At 38.7% G+C, this 19,973-nt stretch carries 20 protein-coding genes; 9 read left to right on the top strand and 11 right to left on the bottom strand.

Annotation, left to right across the window (positions count from 1 at the left end; translation table 11 throughout):
- Positions 1-98 precede the first annotated feature (98 nt).
- The 5 genes from CVP05_RS08310 to lexA all read right to left on the bottom strand — a co-directional run bounded on the left by CVP05_RS08310 (position 99) and on the right by lexA (position 4,679).
- Positions 99-848, bottom strand: coding sequence for an SDR family oxidoreductase (locus tag CVP05_RS08310; protein WP_100289111.1), 750 nt, complete (start codon positions 846-848; stop codon positions 99-101).
- 10 nt (positions 849-858) lie between these two features.
- Positions 859-1,593, bottom strand: a complete 735-nt coding sequence (gene mtgA / locus CVP05_RS08305; RefSeq protein ID WP_100289110.1) for a monofunctional biosynthetic peptidoglycan transglycosylase — start codon at positions 1,591-1,593, stop codon at positions 859-861.
- The gene (gene trpR / locus CVP05_RS08300; protein ID WP_100289109.1) at positions 1,571-1,879 is read right to left on the bottom strand and encodes a trp operon repressor; all 309 of its coding nucleotides are present in this window, start codon (positions 1,877-1,879) and stop codon (positions 1,571-1,573) included. Before trpR ends, mtgA begins: the two co-directional genes overlap by 23 nt.
- Positions 1,880-1,909: 30 nt before the next feature.
- Complete coding sequence (locus tag CVP05_RS08295; protein WP_100289108.1) at positions 1,910-3,964, bottom strand: transglycosylase SLT domain-containing protein; 2,055 nt, start codon at positions 3,962-3,964, stop codon at positions 1,910-1,912.
- An 82-nt stretch (positions 3,965-4,046) separates the two neighbouring features.
- Positions 4,047-4,679 carry a transcriptional repressor LexA gene (gene lexA, locus CVP05_RS08290; protein ID WP_100289107.1) on the bottom strand — a complete coding sequence of 211 codons (633 nt, stop codon included), beginning with the start codon at positions 4,677-4,679 and terminating at the stop codon, positions 4,047-4,049.
- Between the two features lie 192 nt (positions 4,680-4,871).
- On the opposite strand from lexA, the gene plsB reads away from it, so the two are divergent.
- Complete coding sequence (gene plsB / locus CVP05_RS08285) at positions 4,872-7,304, top strand: glycerol-3-phosphate 1-O-acyltransferase PlsB (RefSeq protein WP_100289106.1); 2,433 nt, start codon at positions 4,872-4,874, stop codon at positions 7,302-7,304.
- A gap of 53 nt (positions 7,305-7,357) precedes the next feature.
- On the opposite strand, the gene tusA is transcribed toward plsB, so the two are convergent.
- Positions 7,358-7,606 carry a sulfurtransferase TusA gene (tusA, locus tag CVP05_RS08280; protein ID WP_423739129.1) on the bottom strand — a complete coding sequence of 83 codons (249 nt, stop codon included), beginning with the start codon at positions 7,604-7,606 and terminating at the stop codon, positions 7,358-7,360.
- Positions 7,607-7,690: 84 nt separating this feature from the next.
- On the opposite strand from tusA, the gene pepQ reads away from it, so the two are divergent.
- The 3 genes from pepQ (at position 7,691) to nhaR (ending at position 11,277) form a co-directional block, all read left to right on the top strand.
- Complete coding sequence (pepQ, locus tag CVP05_RS08275; RefSeq protein ID WP_100289120.1) at positions 7,691-8,989, top strand: Xaa-Pro dipeptidase; 1,299 nt, start codon at positions 7,691-7,693, stop codon at positions 8,987-8,989.
- Positions 8,990-9,203: 214 nt separating this feature from the next.
- Positions 9,204-10,385 carry a Na+/H+ antiporter NhaA gene (nhaA, locus tag CVP05_RS08270; RefSeq protein WP_100289105.1) on the top strand — a complete coding sequence of 394 codons (1,182 nt, stop codon included), beginning with the start codon at positions 9,204-9,206 and terminating at the stop codon, positions 10,383-10,385.
- Positions 10,375-11,277: a transcriptional activator NhaR gene (gene nhaR / locus CVP05_RS08265; protein ID WP_165773145.1), complete on the top strand. Its 903-nt coding sequence runs from the start codon at positions 10,375-10,377 to the stop codon at positions 11,275-11,277. The genes nhaA and nhaR overlap by 11 nt, the downstream gene beginning before the upstream one ends.
- A gap of 65 nt (positions 11,278-11,342) precedes the next feature.
- Here nhaR and CVP05_RS08260 read toward each other — a convergent pair whose 3' ends face one another.
- Positions 11,343-12,323, bottom strand: coding sequence for a hypothetical protein (locus CVP05_RS08260; RefSeq protein ID WP_243389221.1), 981 nt, complete (start codon positions 12,321-12,323; stop codon positions 11,343-11,345).
- A 248-nt stretch (positions 12,324-12,571) separates the two neighbouring features.
- On the opposite strand from CVP05_RS08260, the gene CVP05_RS08255 reads away from it, so the two are divergent.
- On the top strand, positions 12,572-13,000 hold the full coding sequence (locus CVP05_RS08255) for a Dps family protein (protein ID WP_100289103.1): 429 nt from the start codon (positions 12,572-12,574) through the stop codon (positions 12,998-13,000).
- A 48-nt stretch (positions 13,001-13,048) separates the two neighbouring features.
- Here CVP05_RS08255 and ruvX read toward each other — a convergent pair whose 3' ends face one another.
- The 4 genes from ruvX to efp all read right to left on the bottom strand — a co-directional run bounded on the left by ruvX (position 13,049) and on the right by efp (position 15,496).
- Positions 13,049-13,465: a Holliday junction resolvase RuvX gene (gene ruvX, locus CVP05_RS08250; protein WP_100289102.1), complete on the bottom strand. Its 417-nt coding sequence runs from the start codon at positions 13,463-13,465 to the stop codon at positions 13,049-13,051.
- Positions 13,465-14,022, bottom strand: a complete 558-nt coding sequence (locus tag CVP05_RS08245; protein ID WP_100289101.1) for a YqgE/AlgH family protein — start codon at positions 14,020-14,022, stop codon at positions 13,465-13,467. Before CVP05_RS08245 ends, ruvX begins: the two co-directional genes overlap by 1 nt.
- Before the next feature lie 19 nt (positions 14,023-14,041).
- Positions 14,042-14,776 (bottom strand): 16S rRNA (uracil(1498)-N(3))-methyltransferase, encoded by a 735-nt coding sequence (gene rsmE, locus CVP05_RS08240; protein WP_100289100.1) that lies wholly within the window; start codon positions 14,774-14,776, stop codon positions 14,042-14,044.
- Between the two features lie 153 nt (positions 14,777-14,929).
- A complete protein-coding gene (efp, locus tag CVP05_RS08235; RefSeq protein WP_100289099.1) occupies positions 14,930-15,496 on the bottom strand; it encodes an elongation factor P in 567 nt (188 codons plus the stop codon).
- A gap of 35 nt (positions 15,497-15,531) precedes the next feature.
- On the opposite strand from efp, the gene epmB reads away from it, so the two are divergent.
- From epmB to CVP05_RS08215, 4 genes are all read left to right on the top strand, one after another.
- Positions 15,532-16,545, top strand: coding sequence for an EF-P beta-lysylation protein EpmB (epmB, locus tag CVP05_RS08230; protein WP_100289098.1), 1,014 nt, complete (start codon positions 15,532-15,534; stop codon positions 16,543-16,545).
- Between the two features lie 75 nt (positions 16,546-16,620).
- The gene (oapA, locus tag CVP05_RS08225; protein WP_100289097.1) at positions 16,621-17,901 is read left to right on the top strand and encodes an opacity-associated protein OapA; all 1,281 of its coding nucleotides are present in this window, start codon (positions 16,621-16,623) and stop codon (positions 17,899-17,901) included.
- Between the two features lie 51 nt (positions 17,902-17,952).
- Positions 17,953-18,342 (top strand): MliC family protein, encoded by a 390-nt coding sequence (locus CVP05_RS08220; RefSeq protein ID WP_100289096.1) that lies wholly within the window; start codon positions 17,953-17,955, stop codon positions 18,340-18,342.
- 118 nt (positions 18,343-18,460) lie between these two features.
- Entirely contained in the window at positions 18,461-19,690 is a 1,230-nt protein-coding gene (locus CVP05_RS08215) for a mechanosensitive ion channel family protein (protein WP_100289095.1), read from the top strand.
- The last annotated feature ends 283 nt before the right edge of the window (positions 19,691-19,973 follow it).

Here is a 19,973-nt window from a genome sequence, read left to right as displayed (position 1 = left end):
CCTGAATATCATGTCAAGCGCTAGGAAATAATGAGGGCGCCAACTTACTCAGGCGCCCCATTCAAATCATAAAAGTGCGGTCAAAAATAAAAAAGATTTTATTCACCACGCACTACATTTAATGCTGCTGAACTTTGCGCTACAGGCATAATTTCAATACGATTCACATTCATATGTGCAGGACATTGATAAATCCACAATACGGTATTCGCAATATCTTGTGGTAAAATCGCTTCTACATTTTCATAGACTTTTGCAGCCCGCTCATCATCGCCTTTAAATCGAACGTTAGAAAACTCCGTTCCGCCACATAAGCCCGGTTCAATATTGCTTACTCGAAGACGTGTACCGGCCAAATCCGCACGTAAATTCAAGCTAAACTGTTTTACAAAAGCTTTCGTTGCGCCATATACATTCCCACCTGGATATGGGTATGTCCCCGCAATAGAACCTAAATTAATAATATGTCCTCGATTACGCGCCACCATATCAGGTAGAATTTTATGAGTTAAACGCACTAATCCTAATACATTCGTATCAATCATAGTTTGCCAGTCCGCAAAATTTGCCCGTTGCGCAGGTTCTAGACCTAATGCTAGACCAGCGTTATTCACTAATACATCAATTTCGCGCCATGATACCGGCAAACTTGCCAGTGCAGTGTCAATCTGTTTATCGTCAGAGACATCCATTTGTAGAGGATAAAAATGATCACCTAATTCTTGTTTTAAGGCATTTAACTTTTCCAAACGGCGAGCCGCGCCAATGACCTTATAACCGGCTTGCACAAAAGTACGACAAATTGCTTCTCCAAAGCCTGCTGAAGCGCCCGTAACTAATACTGCCATATACTTCTCCTTACAACTGATTTAAATAATTTTTTCCACCTAGTTGGCGCATTTGTCTCAAAATCCAAGTTTGTTTATGGCGAACATACGCACTAGGTTTCTTCACTTGATAAATAATGGGGTTAGGTAACACAGCGGCTAACAAAGCGGCCTCCTGTTGGTTCAACTTTGCCGCAGGTTTATTGAAATAATACTGACTTGCCGCTTCTACTCCAAACACCCCTTCTCCGAACTCTGCAATATTCAAATAGACTTCCAAAATTCGTTGCTTAGACCATAGCATTTCCACTAAAAATGTCAGAGGTAACTCAATAGCTTTTCGTAGCCAGCTTTGACCATGCCATAAATATAAATTTTTCACGGTCTGCTGAGAGATCGTCGAACCGCCTCTTAAACGTTTTGTATTTTTATTATTTTTAACCGCACTTTTAATCGCAGCCCAGTCCACACCGGCATGTTCTACAAAACGCTGATCTTCTGCCGCTATCACAGCAAGCTGCATTGGCCACGCGATTTCCTCTAAACTCACCCACTGATAACGCAGTTCATAGTCTTTTTCACTTTGCAACCAATCTCCGATAACTTGCTGGGCCATATAAGCTGAAAAAGGGACTGGGGCCACGCGCAATAATAGCGTTAAAGCAAAAATCCCCAATAAACCATAAATGAATAGCTGACAAAATAAGGATTTCAGCCTTTTTTTCATCTGTCTAGGAGACCAACTAACCCGTCGTACTTTGCTCATCTAATTGTTCTTTAATCCATTCCATGAACTGTGGATCCATCGTTTTTATCATATTGGAACCGCGCGTAATCGTTGCCGCACTCGTTCCTAAGTTTTGCTGAATTTCTCGCTGAGGAATCGTTTTATCTAATAATTGCTTCACTATTTGTAAACGTAATCCTAAAGCATCACGCTCATCTGGCGTTAATAATAACATCAGTAATTCTTGCTCTTTGCCTTGCGCGATAGCTAAACGCAGCATACCAATGAAAGCGTTCCACTGTTCTAAATTTCGACTTAAATACATATGATCTCCTTACATAGATATACTATCTTACTAGTATACTCGATCATATTCGGCTTTGCTAAACTTTCTCTGTGGCTTACCTTGCAAAATTTGATAATAGTAATCATAAACTAGGACATTCTGCACATAGCCCCGTGTCTCATAAAACGGAATTGAGGCAATGAACTCCGCCATATTTAAACGTTGGTTCGAGCGAGCTAGCCACTGCTCTACACGGGAACCTCCGGCATTATATGCCGCGGCAATTAAAATGCGGTTATCGCCATATTTATCGTATAACTCCTGCAAGTGAGCGGTACCTAACATGATATTATTAAATGGCTCAAATAACTGCTGCTGATCTGAGTAAGGCAAGCGGAATTTCTCAGCGGTAGCTTTGGCTGTACTTGGTAATAATTGCATTAATCCCATTGCATTGGCTGAAGAAGACACATTTGGTCGCCATGCGCTTTCTTGGCGAGCAATTGCCATCGCAAAAGTGCGGTTAATTTTTTTATTTTTTAAATGTAAATCAAACCAATCAATATAAGCATTGGGTAAACGCAACCCGATGTACCCCCAAGCCTTAGCCTGAATAGTGGCTTCAACGCCTAAATCAAACCATTCTTGCTCTTTTGCATATTGGCTTAGTTGTAATTTTTGTTCAAAACTTGCATGTTGAAGTAACGTATTCCATTCCCGATTTATATTCACCGAATGGCTGGCACTGCCTAGATAACGTAACTCAGAAATACGTGCTAATCCAGCTTGGGCGGTTTGTGTAATGTCTATGCCACTCGGATTTGTGATGTCCAACATTTTAGGCTGATAAGTCATACCTAAATCTGCCGCAGCCAACATCGGATAAAACCCACGCTGCTGGCTTAATTGGGCTAAAATCTTTTTGCCTTCTTCACGCTGCTGATGAAATTGTAAATTTTTAGCTCGCCAATATTGCCACTCATCTTTCTGCTTTCCTTCATCTGAAAGTAAATCTAACCAAAGTGATAAATCAGATTTTTGTCGAATCGCAGTACGTAAACGACGTTCTGTTTGGCGATCTTCTTTTAATATTGGAATCTGAGCATCACGCCATTGTTGTAATTCCGCAATATTGGTATCAAAAATTTGCCATAACAGCGCTGATTTCCACTGATTTATTTCCTGTTCATTCAATTGAAAATGTGTCGCCCATGCCTGATAAGGAGCAAACGGATCGGTGATATCTACAATCGTATTTTCTTTTATACCACGAATAAACAAAGGAAAAGCAGCTAGCACGATACGCTTATTTTGTACATTGCTTTCTGCATTTTCAATAAAACTCGGTAATGTACTTGGAGTCTTCAATAATGTTTGTAAAGTCGTAATAAACCCGTCTTCACCATATCCTGCTGTCAAGCTAGCGAGTACATGACTATTTCTCGCCTCAAAAGCCAATAATGCCCGCTGTTGTAAATATTCTGTAGTTAGCCCACCTTGCGCATGCCATTGTTTAAATATCGGCATACAACTATTTGGCAAATTTTGCCCTGTCAACCAAATGTCAGCCAGTGCTTTCTCTTGTTCAGCATTAAACTTCTCTGCTGGTTTTGTTTGAGAATATAACTCTGCATTTAAAACTAAACAGCGATTTGCTGTATTATTCGGTAAGTCAGTTTGTGCGGCTAAAATGGTTTGCCATGCTTGCTGTTTTTCTAATGCGTTCGCCCAGCGATTCATCAAATCATTAACAAAATAAGTCGGGAGATCAGGATGCTGCTGTTTAAATTTTTGAATGTCTGGCAAAGTGAGGGCCTGATTCAGCCCTTTTACTCGTAACCACTGATATTTAGCATAAGGATACAGGGCATAAGTCTCAATGTCTTGCAACATATCCTGTACCAAAGCCAGTGTTGTTTCATTTTGAGAAATAGTGAGGAGCTGAATAATTTTTTCATAAGTTGCGCGTTGTTTTTCGCGATTTATCGGCAACGCCTCTACACGATGGTAATCTGCTTGTTTACTTTCAATCGTAGTTGTAGTTGATGACTTAGGGGCTTCTGCAATGGCCCCTGTGGTCATCATCACACCTACAATCCCTGAGATTATTGACTTTAAATACATATTATCCCTCTTAAATAACAGCCTATTCTTTTGACTTTCAAGAGGAAGACAAGTTCCATTTTCTCAGCCATTCAAGCAAAATTTACATCCACGCATTATTGCGGATAATACCTACCGCGATTCCTTCAATTTCAAAATAAGGTTCTTCGGCTAAATTCACAACAATTGGTTCAAAATCCTCATTTTCCGCATGGAGATACACCATCGCTCCCTGACGTTCAAGGCGTTTTACCGTAACCTCATTTTCAATACGCGCAACAATAACTTGCCCATTTCTCACATCTTTCGTGCTATGTACCGCCAATAAATCACCGTCTAATATGCCGATATCTTTCATTGATTCGCCAGACACTTTTAACAAAAAATCAGCTGGCGGTTTAAACATATTGGCATCCACCTTATACGTTGCCTCAATATGCTGTTCTGCTAGAATCGGTTCTCCCGCTGCAACTCGCCCGATTAAAGGAAGCCCTTCTTCTTCGTATTCATCTTGTTCTAATAACAAACGAATGCCTCGTGACATACCAGAAACAATTTCAATAACCCCTTTACGGGCTAATGCTTTAAGATGTTCTTCTGCTGCATTAGGTGAACGAAACCCCAATTCCCGTGAAATCTCGGCGCGAGTGGGTGGCATTCCCGTTGTTTCTAGATGATGTTTGAGAAAATTATAAACTTCTTGTTGTCGAGCGGTGAGCGCTTTTAGTGGTTTCATGGCAACTCCTAGACTGTCTTTTTATACAATATATCTGACATAATATACAGTATATTATGGAATTGCAACCTTAATCCTATGGAAAGCGAGAAATAATTTTGTGAGCTGGATAGAATTCTTAAAAGGCAATTCTCATTACATTGTATTTTTATGATAGACTAAGAGGAATTTTTTATTTTAACGGATATTACTATGTCAAGTTGTCTTAATTTATATAGAAAAGTATTGAATTCCCCATTGTCATTATTGGTAAAAGAAAATCCGATTCCCCATAATCCTATCGAAGAATTAAAACTAAATACTGAACAGCCATTTGTCTATGTATTACCTTATACTTCACAAACCGATTTGCTTATTTTTCGTAAAAATTGTTTAAGTGTGGGATTACCCGATCCGTTAGAAGAGAATAATATTCATAATACAACCCTACCTCGCTTTGTGTTTTTAGACGAAGGACGTCGTATTTTCCGGACAAAAGGCGCCAAAAAAGAGACTGAAAAAGTATTCTATCGCTATCTTGAGTTACATCATACTTATCCTGATTTAGACGTTCAATTGATTCCGGTTTCAGTCCTTTGGGGACGAGCGCCTGGGCATGAAGAGCAAATTAATTTGCCCGATCTACGTTTAGTGAGCGGTATTCGCAAAACCATCAATATTGCGTGGTTTAGACGAGACACATTTGTCCGTTTCTCCCAAGCTGTTTCGTTACGTTATATGGTGCGTGAGCACGGTGCAGACCAATCTATTGCACAAAAATTAGCGCGTGTAGCCAAAATGCATTTTGCCAAGCAGCGAATATCTGCGACAGGCCCTCGTTTACCAAACCGCCAAGCAATGTTTAATAAATTGTTGCAGTCACCGACTATTTTGGCAGCAATTGAAGATGAGGCAAAAAATAAAAAAATTACGACCAAAAAAGCAACCGTTGAAGCCCGAAAAATTCTTGATGAAATTGCTGCGGATGTCAGCTATGAAGGGCTGCGTATGGCAGATCGATTCTTGCGCTGGTTATGGAATAAGCTCTATCAAGGTATTGCCGTTGAAAATGCAGATCGGGTGCGTAAATTAGCTTTAGAAGGGCATGAGATTGTTTATGTTCCTTGCCATCGTAGCCATATTGACTACTTATTACTCTCTTATGTGTTATACCATCAAGGACTGTTTCCACCACATATTGCGGCGGGCATAAATTTAAATTTCTGGCCAGTAGGCGGATTATTCCGTCGCGGCGGTGCTTTCTTCATTCGTCGAACGTTCAAAGGCAACCGCCTATATTCTACAATTTTTCGTGAATACCTAGCAGAGTTATTCCATCGTGGTTATTCTGTAGAATATTTCATTGAAGGTGGTCGTTCTAGAACCGGTCGTTTACTTGCACCGAAAACAGGAATGATGTCTATGACACTTCAAGCCCTACAGCAAGGTCAAACACGACCAATTACTATTGTTCCGGTTTATGTTGGTTATGAACATGTGCTTGAAGTAGATACCTATGCAAAAGAACTTCGAGGGGCTGCTAAAGAAAAAGAAAACGCAGGTTTAGTATTAAGAGTGATCAAAAAACTACGTAATCTTGGAAAAGGCTATGTGAACTTTGGTGAACCTATCTTATTAAACAATTATTTAAACCAGTATTATCCAGAATGGAAAGAATCTTCAACAAACGAGGAGCGCCCAGCTTGGTTTTCTCACGCGGTCGATGCCGTGTCTCATCAAGTAATGATAAATATTAATAAAGCCGCCGCCGTTAATGCCATGAATTTAACCGGAACTGCATTATTATCGTCACGTCAACGCGCTTTATCTCGTGAACAGTTATTAGAGCAGCTGGACAGTTATCAACAGTTCCTGCAGCAAGTTCCTTACTCTGAAGATGTGATTATTCCAACTGAATCGCCAAACGAGATGTTAGAACATGTATTAGGACTTGATCGCGTTGGTGTATTAAGTGAAAAAGATAATTTTGGTGAAATTATTCGTTTGGAGCGTAATTCTGCGGTATTAATGACTTATTATCGTAATAATATTCAGCATCTTTTCGTTCTTCCCTCATTAGTCGCTAGCATTGTGTTACATTATGAAGCCATTCAAAAAGCGCTCGTATTAGAGGCTGTCACAAAGCTATACCCATTCTTCCAAAGTGAGTTATTTTTACATATTCCAATGGAAAGATTACGTGAGCATATTGAACAAATTATTACGGAATTACACCGCCAAGGCCTAATAAAATACAATGAAAATATGCTAAGCATTAATAAACCTCGAGTGCGCACCTTGCAGCTATGGTCAGCCGGTGTGCGTGAAATTTTACAACGTTATTTTATTACGCTGAGTTTATTACAAAACGATCCAAATATCCCACGCCCTGTCTTAGAGAAAGAGAGCCAATCTGTTGCACAGCGTTTATCTGTGTTGCATGGTATTAACGCGCCTGAGTTTTTTGATAAAGCGGTATTTTCTGCTTTTGTCGCAAGCTTAAAAAGCAATGACTATTTCGATGAACAAGGGGCTGCGATCACAGATAAGATTGACGAGATTGCGGCAATCCTCACCAAAATCATTTCCCCTGAAGTGAATCTCACCATTCAAAGTGCAATCGAAAAGGGAGAGGGGCAAGAATAAAAACTGACCAAAACAGACCGCACTTTTATCCGTTAGTGGGCAGTCACACTGCCCTATTTTCCTTTACGAATCCAATATTGGAAAGGCGGATTGTCTACCTGACTGGCCAATAAGGTATGATCCATAAATTGACAAAAACCAGGAATATCACGCTTACTCGCAGGATCATCTGCAAGCATCAGGAGAATTTCTCCATCTTGCATATGACGAATTTGTTTACGAACTAACATCACAGGTTCAGGACAACGCAATCCTATTGCATCAAGAGTCTGGCTTGGGATAATTTCAGTTATATCAGTCATCATATAAAAACTTCGCATTCTTAATCAGAATACTCTATCATACACCAAAGTGCGGTCAAAAATCAGGAACTATTTATGTCACGTATGCAAGAATTATTTCAACAACATCTCCAACACTTACAACAACTCAGTCAAGATGCCATCTTCCGTAGCCATTTAGAGGGGATTTGGATTCATGCGGGGCAAGAAGAGTATTATTTTTTAGATGACCAAACAAAGCCTTTCAAAATCAACCCGTTATTTAATTATTTTGTCCCGAATACCACTGCTGAAGGATCTTGGCTATATATTGATGGGACAAATAAACCTCATCTATATTTATACTCTCCCCAAGATTATTGGCACTACACAGCGCCACCACAAGATGACTTTTGGACAACAGCATTTGAATGGACCATTTTATCTCATAAACAAGACATTATTCCTTTCTTAAAAAATACTACTCGCTGTGCTTATTTGGGTGCACATGATAATTGGGCCTCAGAACTCGGATTTCATCAAATTAATCCTCAAAAAATACTGAATTTTTTCCATTATCACCGCAGTATAAAAACAGATTATGAAATAGCCTGTATGAAACAAGCGCAATCGATCGCTTATATGGGCCACCAACATATTCAACAATGTTACCTACAGGCTGAGCACAGTGAATACACATTAAATCTCGCCTATCTGCAAGCCACAAAGCAAACCGATATTTCCGTACCATATAGCAATATTATTGCCTTTAATCAACACGCGGCCACCTTGCATTACACTCAGCTTTCTCATGAAATCCCCGCACAAAAACATAGCTTATTAATTGATGCTGGTGCAAGCTATCTAGGCTATGCTGCAGACATTACCCGTACTTATTCATTTGAAAATAATGAATTTGCCGCCATGATTCAAGCAATGGATCAGGTAAAACATCACATTATTGCCAGTTTACAAGTTGGCTATAATTTTCTTTCATATCACACACATATGCACCAAATGATTTCAAACATCATACATGACTTTGATCTTGTGCATTTATCTGCAGATGCTATTTTTGAGGAGGGCATTAGTCGCACATTTTGCCCTCATGGACTTGGGCATTTACTGGGATTACAGGTTCATGATACAGGTGGGTTTCTACAAAATATTCGAGGTTCTCACAAAGCGCCGCCCGATATTTATCCTAGTCTACGTTGCACTCGTGATTTACAACCCAATATGGTACTCACCATTGAACCGGGATTTTATTTCATTGATATGTTATTAGATCATTGGAAAAATCACGCTTTATCTCGCTATTTTAATTGGGAAAAGCTTGCCAAACTCCGTGTCTATGGCGGCATTCGAACCGAAGATAACGTACGCATTCTACCGAATGGGGTCGAAAATCTCTATGAGGCTTAGATCTAACTAAAAAGTGTGAGTTAGCTCACCAAATATGTAAATTTAATTTGTCAAAATAACACAATTACTCATATAATCTTGTTTTATTATATGGTTAAACCAATTCATTCCAAAATTAAGCAAGTGAGCACAAAGAAAAATCACACAACAAACGAGCTTGACCATGTGTTGAATGAAGTTGAAAAACGATAAAAATGAGAATTAGGAGTCAAATATGTTATACAGTATTAAACGCTTTTTTCAGTTAGAGTCCGCGAGTGGGATCTTATTGCTTGTTTTCGCATTACTTGCCATTATTTTAGCCAATACCAATGTCAATTCATTTTATTTTGCCTTATTAAATATGCCCGTCAGTATCCAAGTCGGCCCGCTTATTTTAGATAAAGACTTTATCCACTGGATTAATGACGGCTTTATGGCGGTTTTCTTTTTATTAGTTGGTTTAGAAGTAAAAAGAGAATTACTGGAGGGTTCACTCTCCACTTATCAACAAGCGATTTTTCCTGCTGTTGCCGCCATTGGGGGAATGGTGGTTCCCGCAATTGTGTATTATTTCATAACACAGTCTGAGCCTGCGTTACACAACGGGTGGGCTATTCCTATGGCAACAGATATTGCTTTCGCTTTAGGTATTGTTGCGCTATTAGGTAAACAAGTGCCATTGCCACTTAAAGTCTTTTTACTTGCTTTAGCAATTATTGATGATTTAGGCGCCATTGTTATTATTGCGTTATTTTATTCAAGTGGCCTCAATTTGCTTTCTTTAACCATTGCAACTCTAGCAATCATTGTATTATTTATCATGAATCGCTTTAAAGTAACTTCGCTGTGCGCCTATATGTTTGTGGGATTAATTCTATGGGCAGCTGTTTTAAAATCTGGCGTACACGCTACACTAGCGGGTGTGATTATTGGGTTTTGTATTCCGTTACGTGGTAAAAATGGAGAAGAGCCGCTACATACTTTTGAACATATTTTAGCACCTTGGTGTTCATTCTTCGTTCTTCCTCTCTTTGCTTTCGCTAATGCAGGGGTATCATTAGGCAATATTAGTCTTGATATGCTCACCTCTCCACTCCCATTAGGTATTGCATTAGGATTATTATTAGGTAAGCCTATTGGGGTATTTGCCTTTAGCTATATTGCCGTAAAATTAAATATTGCTAAATTACCAGAAGGCATTAATTTTAAACAAATTCTTGCGATCGCCGTACTATGTGGTATTGGTTTTACTATGTCTATGTTCCTTGCAGGCCTTGCCTTTGAAGGTGCTGTCGGTGAAAATATTAATACTTTATCTCGTTTAGGTATTTTATTAGGCTCTACATTATCCGCGATTATTGGCTATGTATTACTCAACCGTACGACCAAAATGAATAAATCATATGCATCTTAATTTTAATCAGCTTTACTATTTTTGGCTTGTCTGTAAAACCGGTTCTGTGACCCAAGCGGCACAGAGCCTAAATTTAACCCCCCAAGCAGTCACAAGCCAAATTAGAGCATTAGAACAACGTTTTAACGGAAAACTATTTAAGCGCCATGGGCGTGGCGTTGAACCAAGCCAACTGGGACAGCTCATTTTTCGTTATTGTGAAAAAATGTTTACGTTAAGCCAGGAGATGATGGAAATCGTTAACTACCACAAAGAAAACTATCTGCTTTTTGATGTGGGGGTTGCAGATGCGCTTTCAAAATCATTAGTCAGTAAAATCCTGCAACGCGTGGTGAGCCAAAATAACAGCATGCGATTACGTTGTTTTGAATCGACACATGAACTACTTTTGGAGCAATTACGCCAACATAAACTTGATATGCTCCTTTCTGACTGTCCAATAGACTCGGCTCAACAAGCCGGCATTTATTCTGTCAAACTCGGGGAATCCGATCTCAGTTTCTTTGCCTTAAACCCAATCTTAACTAAACCGTTTCCGGCCTGTTTAGAAGACAATCCAATGTTATTACCGGGTGGACGAACAGCATTAGGACGAAAAGTACAATCTTGGTTAAACCAGAAAGGTTTAAACGTCGATATCATTGGAGAATTTGACGATGCGGCGCTCATGAAAGCCTTTGGCTTATCACAAAATGCGGTTTTTATTATTCCTACGGTGTGTAAAGAAGAAATTGAAGGTTTAGTCGAAATAGGGCGCACACATGAAATTACGGAATCTTATTATGTTATCTTTGTTGACCGTATGGTCCAACACCCATCAGTCAAAGCCATTTGTGATGAAAACTTTGACGATATATTTCTCCATACGTCTACAAAAAATCCAAAATATTAACCGCACTTTCTCCTAAACATATAAAAAATCCCTGCAAACACAGGGATTTAAATATATTAACGAACTTAGAAGATCGCTTCAATACGTAAAAAGGCTCGCAAGTAATGACTACGATCCTCACGCTTATCATTGTAATAACTTAATTCAGGTTGAATAAACAGCCATTGCCGTAAAATGGGTTGGCGATAACTGATAAATGGACCATATGTGTTTAAGCTACCTTCTTTATCTTTAAAATATCCACCTGCAAATAGACCATAATTTAAGCGCTTGTTGCCGGTAAAATTATGTTGTCGATATAAACTATTTCCCCAAACCGTTTCTTCTTTTTTAAGATCATTCGTATATTGCAAATATATACTGTTTGCCGTGAATGTAGTTTCAGTATCATCATGTTTAAGTTCTACATTCCCACGCACATAATGTTTACTGTCTATGCCATAGCGGTAAATGGCTTCAGCACGTACACTATAATCATCTTGAAGCGCCCAAATTTTTTCACCTTTTGCACGCAAATATAAGTCATCCCCCGATCGAATCCCGATATCAAAATCCAAATCGACACCAAGATCATCAGGTAATGTCGACCAGCGTAATGCTAATGAAGAGTTATCATTACGAGCTTGCGTTCTATTGTAATGCTTATCTTTCGGTTTATCGGTGTAATTATTATCAAGGTGGGTTTCGGTAATCTCTGTATCTAAAGACTCATCACCGAATACCAAGCTAAAACGACGTTTTAACGCAGGTAAACGTAATTTCCCGCGTACACGAGGTTTTATGGAGTAACCATCATAACGATTCCATTGATTATCTAGCATTACGCGTATAGATGCTGTTGCTGGATTATTGGGATCAGTTTCATCAAACCAAGAATCAATAGAATTAGCCCAAGAATGCAATGTACTACGAATACTACCGTGCTGTTCATCAACCCATAGTTTTTTTTCAACCGGCTCTGTTGTTTCTGCTTGTATCGAAAAGGACAAGCTACTGAACAAAAGGCCGCAGAAGAGCGGTCGAATCACGAAGAATTTTTTATACATGGTTTACCTCATGGTCTTAAATGTTCAAGGGAATAATACACTTATACTCCGATAGATACAATACAAGGCATTTGTAGCCATCGTAAAAAAGCCTCCCAAATGCTATAAAAACACAAATTGATAACATTTAACACTTAATAAACCAAAATCAATTCCTAAAACCAATCATAATAATAGATTGATAACCCTTACCTATTATTTATAATAGACTTGCTCTCAAACAAGACGAAACTCAAGGAGAATATTTTATGTCTAAAATTCAAGTATTAAAAACACTACATGCTACGCTTAAATCGTTCACTTTCGAAATGCAAAAATACCACTGGATGATCAAAGGCAAAGGTTTTTATGAATTACATAAAGCTTTTGAAGGTCTCTATAATTGGGGATTTGAACAAGAAGATGAAATTGCAGAACGCTTATTAATCATTGGCGACAAACCATTATTAAACTTAACTGAAGTTATGCAACTCAATCAAATCAATGTACTGCCTGAAAATGAATTAACTGAAGCCAATATGATTAACAATCTAAAAAATAGCTTTGATGTATTTTTAAATTTAGCAAGACAAGGACTAGAATTATGCGAAAATGATGTAGGAACAGATTCGCTATTATCCGATTTCATTGCTGATGTAGAAAAACAAGCTTGGATGCTTAAGGCCTATCTTGCTTAAAATTAACTAAAAATGAACCGCACTTTTAAGGTGGGGAACTTCCCCACCTTATCCATTTTCTTCAAACCAACTTTCTAAAATTAGACAAGCGGAAATACTATCAATTTTCCCTTTTTGCAACGCTTTAAAACCGCCACGTTCAAAAATTTCAGCACGCGCTTGTGTTGTTGTCAGGCGCTCATCTTGTAATTGTACTTTAACGCCAAAGCGCCCATGTAAACGAGCAGCAAATTTTTTAGCCCGCAGTGTTAGCATTTGCTCAGTGCCATCCATATTCAACGGCAATCCGACTACCACGATATCGGGCCGCCATTCTTTTATGACTCGTTCAATCGCATTCCAATCCGGAACGCCATCTTGTGCTTTAAACGCGGGCAATCCCTGCGCCGTACCGGTAATGCTTTGCCCTACAGCACAACCAATGCTCTTGGTACCGAAATCAAACGCAATCGCAGTTAATTCCATCAGCAATGCCCAGCCTGATAAGCAAGGTTACTATGCTGAATGCCTAATAGCTGAGTTGCCTCTAACCAACGCTGATCACAAGGCACATCAAACAGAATTCGTTCATTCGCAGGCACCACTAACCAAGAATCATCTGCAATTTCTGCTTCTAATTGATTTGGCAACCAACTCGAACAGCCTAGTGCCACTAAATATTTATCTGGTTCAAATGGTGTACCAAATGTATCAACAATATCACCAGATGTGGTCAATAATAAATTATCCGTTATGCGATAACTATGCTGAAAATCTTGAAACGCTTTGGTATGCAAAATAAAGCCATTCTCTAAATTAACCGGCCCGCCAGCTAATACTACCTGCTCTGGATAATGACGTGAACTGGCCATCATAAAATTCATCTTCGCTACTAATTCTGCCACCGTCAAATCGGTTGGTTGAGTCAGTACTAATCCCATTGATCCCTGCTCATTATGCTCACAAATATAAATGACGGAGCGGTAAAAATATTCATCTGTAAGATGTGGCATTGCAATAAGAAAATGATCTTGTAACTCCATATTGCCTCCTATACACTAATTAACCTAAATCACCAAAGCAGAGCTGTAACGCGCTTATCGCCACTAAAGCTGCTGTTTCCGTTCGCAATACTCGCTTGCCTAACAAAACATCGGTAAAGCCTTGCTGCTTAGTACGCTCAATTTCTTGTGGCGATAATCCCCCTTCTGAACCGATCAATAAACGCACGCCTTCATTAGGAATCCCCGGTAAAGTACGAATAGAGTATTGCGCTCTAGGATGCAAATTCAATTTCAATGCGCCATCTTGTTCTGCGCACCAATCTTGTAGCTTCATCATTGGTCGTATTTCTGGAATCACATTACGTCCACACTGTTCACAAGCCGCAATGGCAATTTTTTGCCACTGCTGGATTTTTTTCGTCATGCGTTCAGCATCTAACTTCACTCCACAGCGTTCGGACCATAAAGGCGTAATCACATTCACCCCTAACTCCACAGACTTCTGAATCGTAAATTCCATACGTTCACCACGCGACATTACCTGCCCTAAATGAATAGATAAATTTGATTCTTTATCTGCCCATTGGCTATCCCCGATCTCCACAATAATTTGCTTCTTATCTGCTTGTAAAATCTTGGCTGAATAAATATGGTTACTTCCATCAAATAATTCAAGTGCCTCGCCAACGCCCATACGTAAAACCCGTCCGACATGATTTGCCGCCTCTTCACTAAGCTGACAAATACGCTGGGTTGCTAAAGGCTCTGGATGATAAATTCTTGGAATGCGCATAACTAATGTGATATGAAATAGAATATAGAATAAAGCTATTCTAACAAATAGCCATAAAGAATTGAAAAGAATTTGTTGTCGAACCACTCATGAGTGATTCAACAACAATATCAATCGTATAGGCGCTTAATTTGATCTATACGTATGAAGTGGTTATTTTACACGTGAAACATATTCACCTGAGCGCGTATCTACGCGAATAACTTCACCAATCTGTACAAATAATGGAACTTTAACCACAGCACCGGTACTTAATGTTGCTGGTTTTCCGCCGGTGCCTGCAGTATCACCTTTCAAGCCAGGATCTGTATCCACAACTTCTAATTCCACAAAGTTTGGTGGAGTAACATTGATAGGGGAGCCATTCCATAAAGTAATGATACATTCAGCTTGGTCTAATAACCATTTTTCAGCCTCACCAACCGCTTTAGCATCCGCAGAATATTGTTCAAATGTTTCTGGGTGCATAAAGTACCAAAAGGCTTCATCTTTATAAGAATAAGTTAAGTTTAAATCCATCACATCAGCCGCTTCAACAGAAGTGCCTGATTTAAAGTTAACATCTAATACCTTACCCGAAATTAATTTACGAATACGCGTACGTGTAAATGCCTGCCCTTTACCAGGTTTCACAAATTCATTCTCAATAATAACGCAAGGTTCGCCATCTTGCATAAATTTTAGACCTGGTTTGAAATCAGTGGTAGTATATGTAGCCATGTTTTCCTCAAAGATATAATTAGCTAGTTTTAAAAGTGTGTATTTTAACTCAAAATTCCCCTATTAGAGAAGAGCAAAGTTGGACAGATTACCTTGCTAATGCGATTTCTGATCCTAAAGTACTCTTGGAAACACTTTCATTACCCGTTTCTGATTTTGAAAAAGACCTTGCCGCACGCCGTTTATTTCCACTACGTGTCCCAATTCCTTTCGTCAATAAAATGAAAAAAGGAGATAAAAACGATCCGCTCTTTTTACAAGTAATGGGTTCACAGGCTGAATTTATGGAAGTCGAAGGTTTTACACGCGATCCCCTTGATGAACAACATACCCCCGTCACCAATATTTTACACAAATATCATAATCGCTTGCTATTTATGGTAAAGGGAGGTTGCGCTGTTAACTGCCGTTATTGTTTTCGTCGCCATTTTCCCTATTCAGAAAATAAAGGAAATAAAGAGAACTGGCGGATTGCGTTAAACTATATAGCAGAACATACTGAGATAGAAGAAGTCATCCTCTCCGGTGGGGATCCGCTTATGGCTAAAGATCACGAATTAAGATGGCTAATAAAACATTTGGAAAACATACCGCACTTAACCCGTTTGCGTATCCATACTCGCCTACCAGTTGTTATTCCACAACGTATTACAACTGAATTATGTTCACTATTTGCCCAAAATCGCCTAAATGTCGTTTTAGTCACCCATATTAATCACCCTAACGAAATTGATGGACGACTTGCACAAGCCATAAAACAACTGAAAGAAAGTCATGTTACTGTACTTAATCAATCTGTACTGCTCAAAAACATCAACGATAATGCTCAAATACTCAAACAGTTAAGCGATCAACTATTTAATATTGGCATCTTACCTTATTATTTACATTTATTTGATAAGGTCGCTGGGGCAGCTCATTTTTATCTTGATGATCAAAGTGCGGTCAATATTTACAAAGAATTACAACGTATCACATCTGGTTATCTTGTCCCGAAATTAGCACGTGAAATTCCTCATGAGCCGAATAAAACACTTTATTCTAATTAGGTAAAAACGAAAAAATCCGCTAAAATGACAACTAACTTTTTTGTTTTTTTATTTATTTTTAATTGAGGTATTACTGTGGATTCTGAAAAAAGAAACCCGTCGGATCAACCGAAGCAAAACGAATTAGATTTAGAGTTTAGCCAAATGGAACCTATCACTCCGAAAAAAATTATTGAACCAAAAGCATCTTTATTGGACAAAGCTAAAGGATTCATTGGATCATTAAATAAAAAAGGAGAAGCCATGCCAAACAATACTGAGCGTAAAGAACCTGTCTTTGGTGACATGAGTGTTGGATCCTCAACTCATTCTGACACAGCAGAGCCAAGCTTAGAGACATCAGCGCCTGTTCAAGAGCCATCTCATGTAGAGGCTGAATCAGTACATACCCAATCAACCCAAGATACGACAGAATCACAACCGATGTCGCCTACCCAATCTTCCTCAAATTGGAAACATCCAGAAAATTGGGCGTTGCTACAAAAGTTACCACAAAAACATCGTCGCCTTGTCGTTGCATTAGCCGGTGCAATTTTACTCCTTTTGTTTTTCTTATGGTTAAAACCAGAATCAAACACGGTTGATGCTCTCCAAGCGCAAAACAGTAATAATTTACCTATCGAATTTCAACCCCTTGATCAAAATGAAATTCAGATAACAGAAGATCCGGCTACTGATGACATTTCAGCTTCAGACACTGGTGCTGATTCACCAAGTGCTACTCCTGAGCAGAACGCAGTGAATACGTCTACAACAGAAACCCACTTAGCGGGTATGGCTGGTCATATCGCTAACAGTGTTTCTTTAGCATCACCACAAGAAACTACACCTGTTGCAGCGCCAGTGCGTGAAGTAGAAAAGACCCCTGCTCAACCGCAGCCACAACAAGCCGCTCGTCCAACTCCGCAACCTGCAAAACCAGCCCAAACGGCACAACGTCCAACAGAGAGACAAAACACAGCGCAACGTACAGAACGTCAAGAAAAAGCGGCTGCTCCAAAACCTGCTCAAACACAACCAGCACAACAACCTCGCACCGAACGAAAAGCGGCGCCAGTTGTAGAAGCGACACCAGCAAGAACAGAAAACCGTAGCACTACTGCAAGCAATACAAAAACACTCACTATCCAACAAGGTGTTTCACTTATGCAAGTCTTCCGTAATCACAACTTAAATATTTCTGATGTGAATGCGATGACCAAAGCTAACGGAGCAGGCAATACATTAAGTAGCTTTAAGCCTGGTGACAAAGTACAAGTATCTTTAAATAGCAATGGCCGAGTTACCGAAATGCGTTTACAAGATGGTACTCGATTTATTCGCCAAGCTGACGGTACTTATATTTATCGTAAATAAACTTATCGGAGGTAACTACCTCCGATTTACCAATCAAAAAGGCTTATTATTATGTTAATCAAAACTTGGATCCCCTTATTATCACTGGTAGTAACTGGGTGTAGCCAATTTGTTCTGCCACAAATAGACACGCCGCAAAATCAAACAGTGCTTCCATCTGATAATGCTATTCAGCAAAAAAGCAAAGCTATTCGTTACCAATGCAAAGACAATAAATCAATAAGCCTTGTTTACATCACCAAAAGTAGTAAAAATAAACAAAAAAACCAACAGCCGATAAATCTCACGTTCAAAAATACTACCCAACGGCTTGTACCAATTGTGACAGAAACTGGTCAAAAATATACCAATATTCATTGGAGTTGGACAAATTTAGGAGAGTACGCGACGTTAACAACTGCTGTTGGGGTCTTGCTTGCTGAACAATGTGTAAAACAATAAACCTCTATTATAGGGATAACGGATTGTTATCCCTTTTCTCAAATTTCATCTCGAAAAAATATTAAAATATTGTTAAAATCCCCCTATTATATTATTCAGTTATTAAAACGGAGACTATATGAACGATAATCTACTCCATTTTTATCAATGGTACGCACACTTCTTACAGTCCTTAGATATTCCGCAAAAATACGTTAGCTTAATCTCTATTTCGACTATGATTTTGCTATTTGTGATTTTCCTTTGGGGATTTACCAAGATCTGTTCTATTTTGTTACGAAAATTAAGAGATAAAATCCGTAAAACACAAAAATATCAATTCTTAGAACTACTTTTAAGCGGCAAGTTTATTAACACGCTCGTCTTATTTGTCCCACTCACCTTATTTGAGCGCATAGCAGCGCTAATTTGGACACAGCAGTCTGTTTATAATGTAATTGCCAATATGGTTGCGATTGTCAAAACCCTATTGATAGTCATCTTAATTCAAATCTTCTTAAAAACGTTAGTCCGTTATCTGAAAACTAAACCTAGTTTTCAAGATAAACCGATGGATAGTTTTTCCCAAATCACATTCATCTTTGTGGTTTTTTGTGCCATAGCAAGTACCTATATTAATATCACAAACCAAAGTTTAGGCACATTCTTTACTGCGCTGGGTGCCGTATCTGCCGTATTATTGTTACTCTTTAAAGATACGATTCTCGGTGTCGTGTCTAGTATCCAAGTATCAACCAATAACATGGTTAAAATCGGAGACTGGATCACATTTAACCGCTATGGTGCAGATGGTACCGTGACTGAAATTAATTTAACTACAGTAAAAATCCAGAACTTTGATAATACAATTACTACTGTTCCTACTTATTCTTTAGTTTCCGATGCATTCCAAAACTGGCGAGGAATGACTGAAAGTGGGGCAAGACGCATCAAGCGCTCTTTTAAAGTACGGTTTAGCTCTGTTCGATTATTATCTGATGAAGAGTTAGAAAAATTTATGAAAGTAGATTTATTGAAAAACTTTATCGCACAACGAATAGAAGAAATCCATGAATATAACCAATCTCATCAATATAACCGAGAAATTTTAGTGAATGGGCGTAACCTGACTAATTTAGGTTTATTCCGCCAATATATCGAAAATTATATTCACCAACATGAAATGATTCGACAAGATTTAACTTGCATGGTAAGACATTTAGAATCAGATCAATTTGGTATTCCCATTGAAGTATATTGTTTTACTTCCGATAATCGCTGGGTAAACTATGAGAAAATCCAAGCAGATATATTTGATCATATTTATGCTGTCTCATCTTACTTTGAATTAACATTATATGAATACTAATAAAATTAACTAAAAAAATACCGCACTTTTAAGTGCGGTATTTTTTTATAAACTATTTTCCCCATTAGTCTCTTCAGTAATCAAAAAGCTAACATAATAATTTCGCTTACTTACTATTAGACTTTGACTTGGATACTGACAACATATTCAAATGAAGCTGCTACCTGAATACACAATAGCACGACAAAATAAATCGGTGTAATGAGAGGAAGGAATACTGGAATGAAATAGAGTGTGATGGGTGTAATGAATAATCCCCCTCCCCAAAAACACAAAAAAAAAA

Source organism: Conservatibacter flavescens (assembly GCF_002795425.1).
Lineage (GTDB): Bacteria > Pseudomonadota > Gammaproteobacteria > Enterobacterales > Pasteurellaceae > Conservatibacter > Conservatibacter flavescens.
This window is presented reverse-complemented; position numbering and strand designations above follow the sequence as displayed.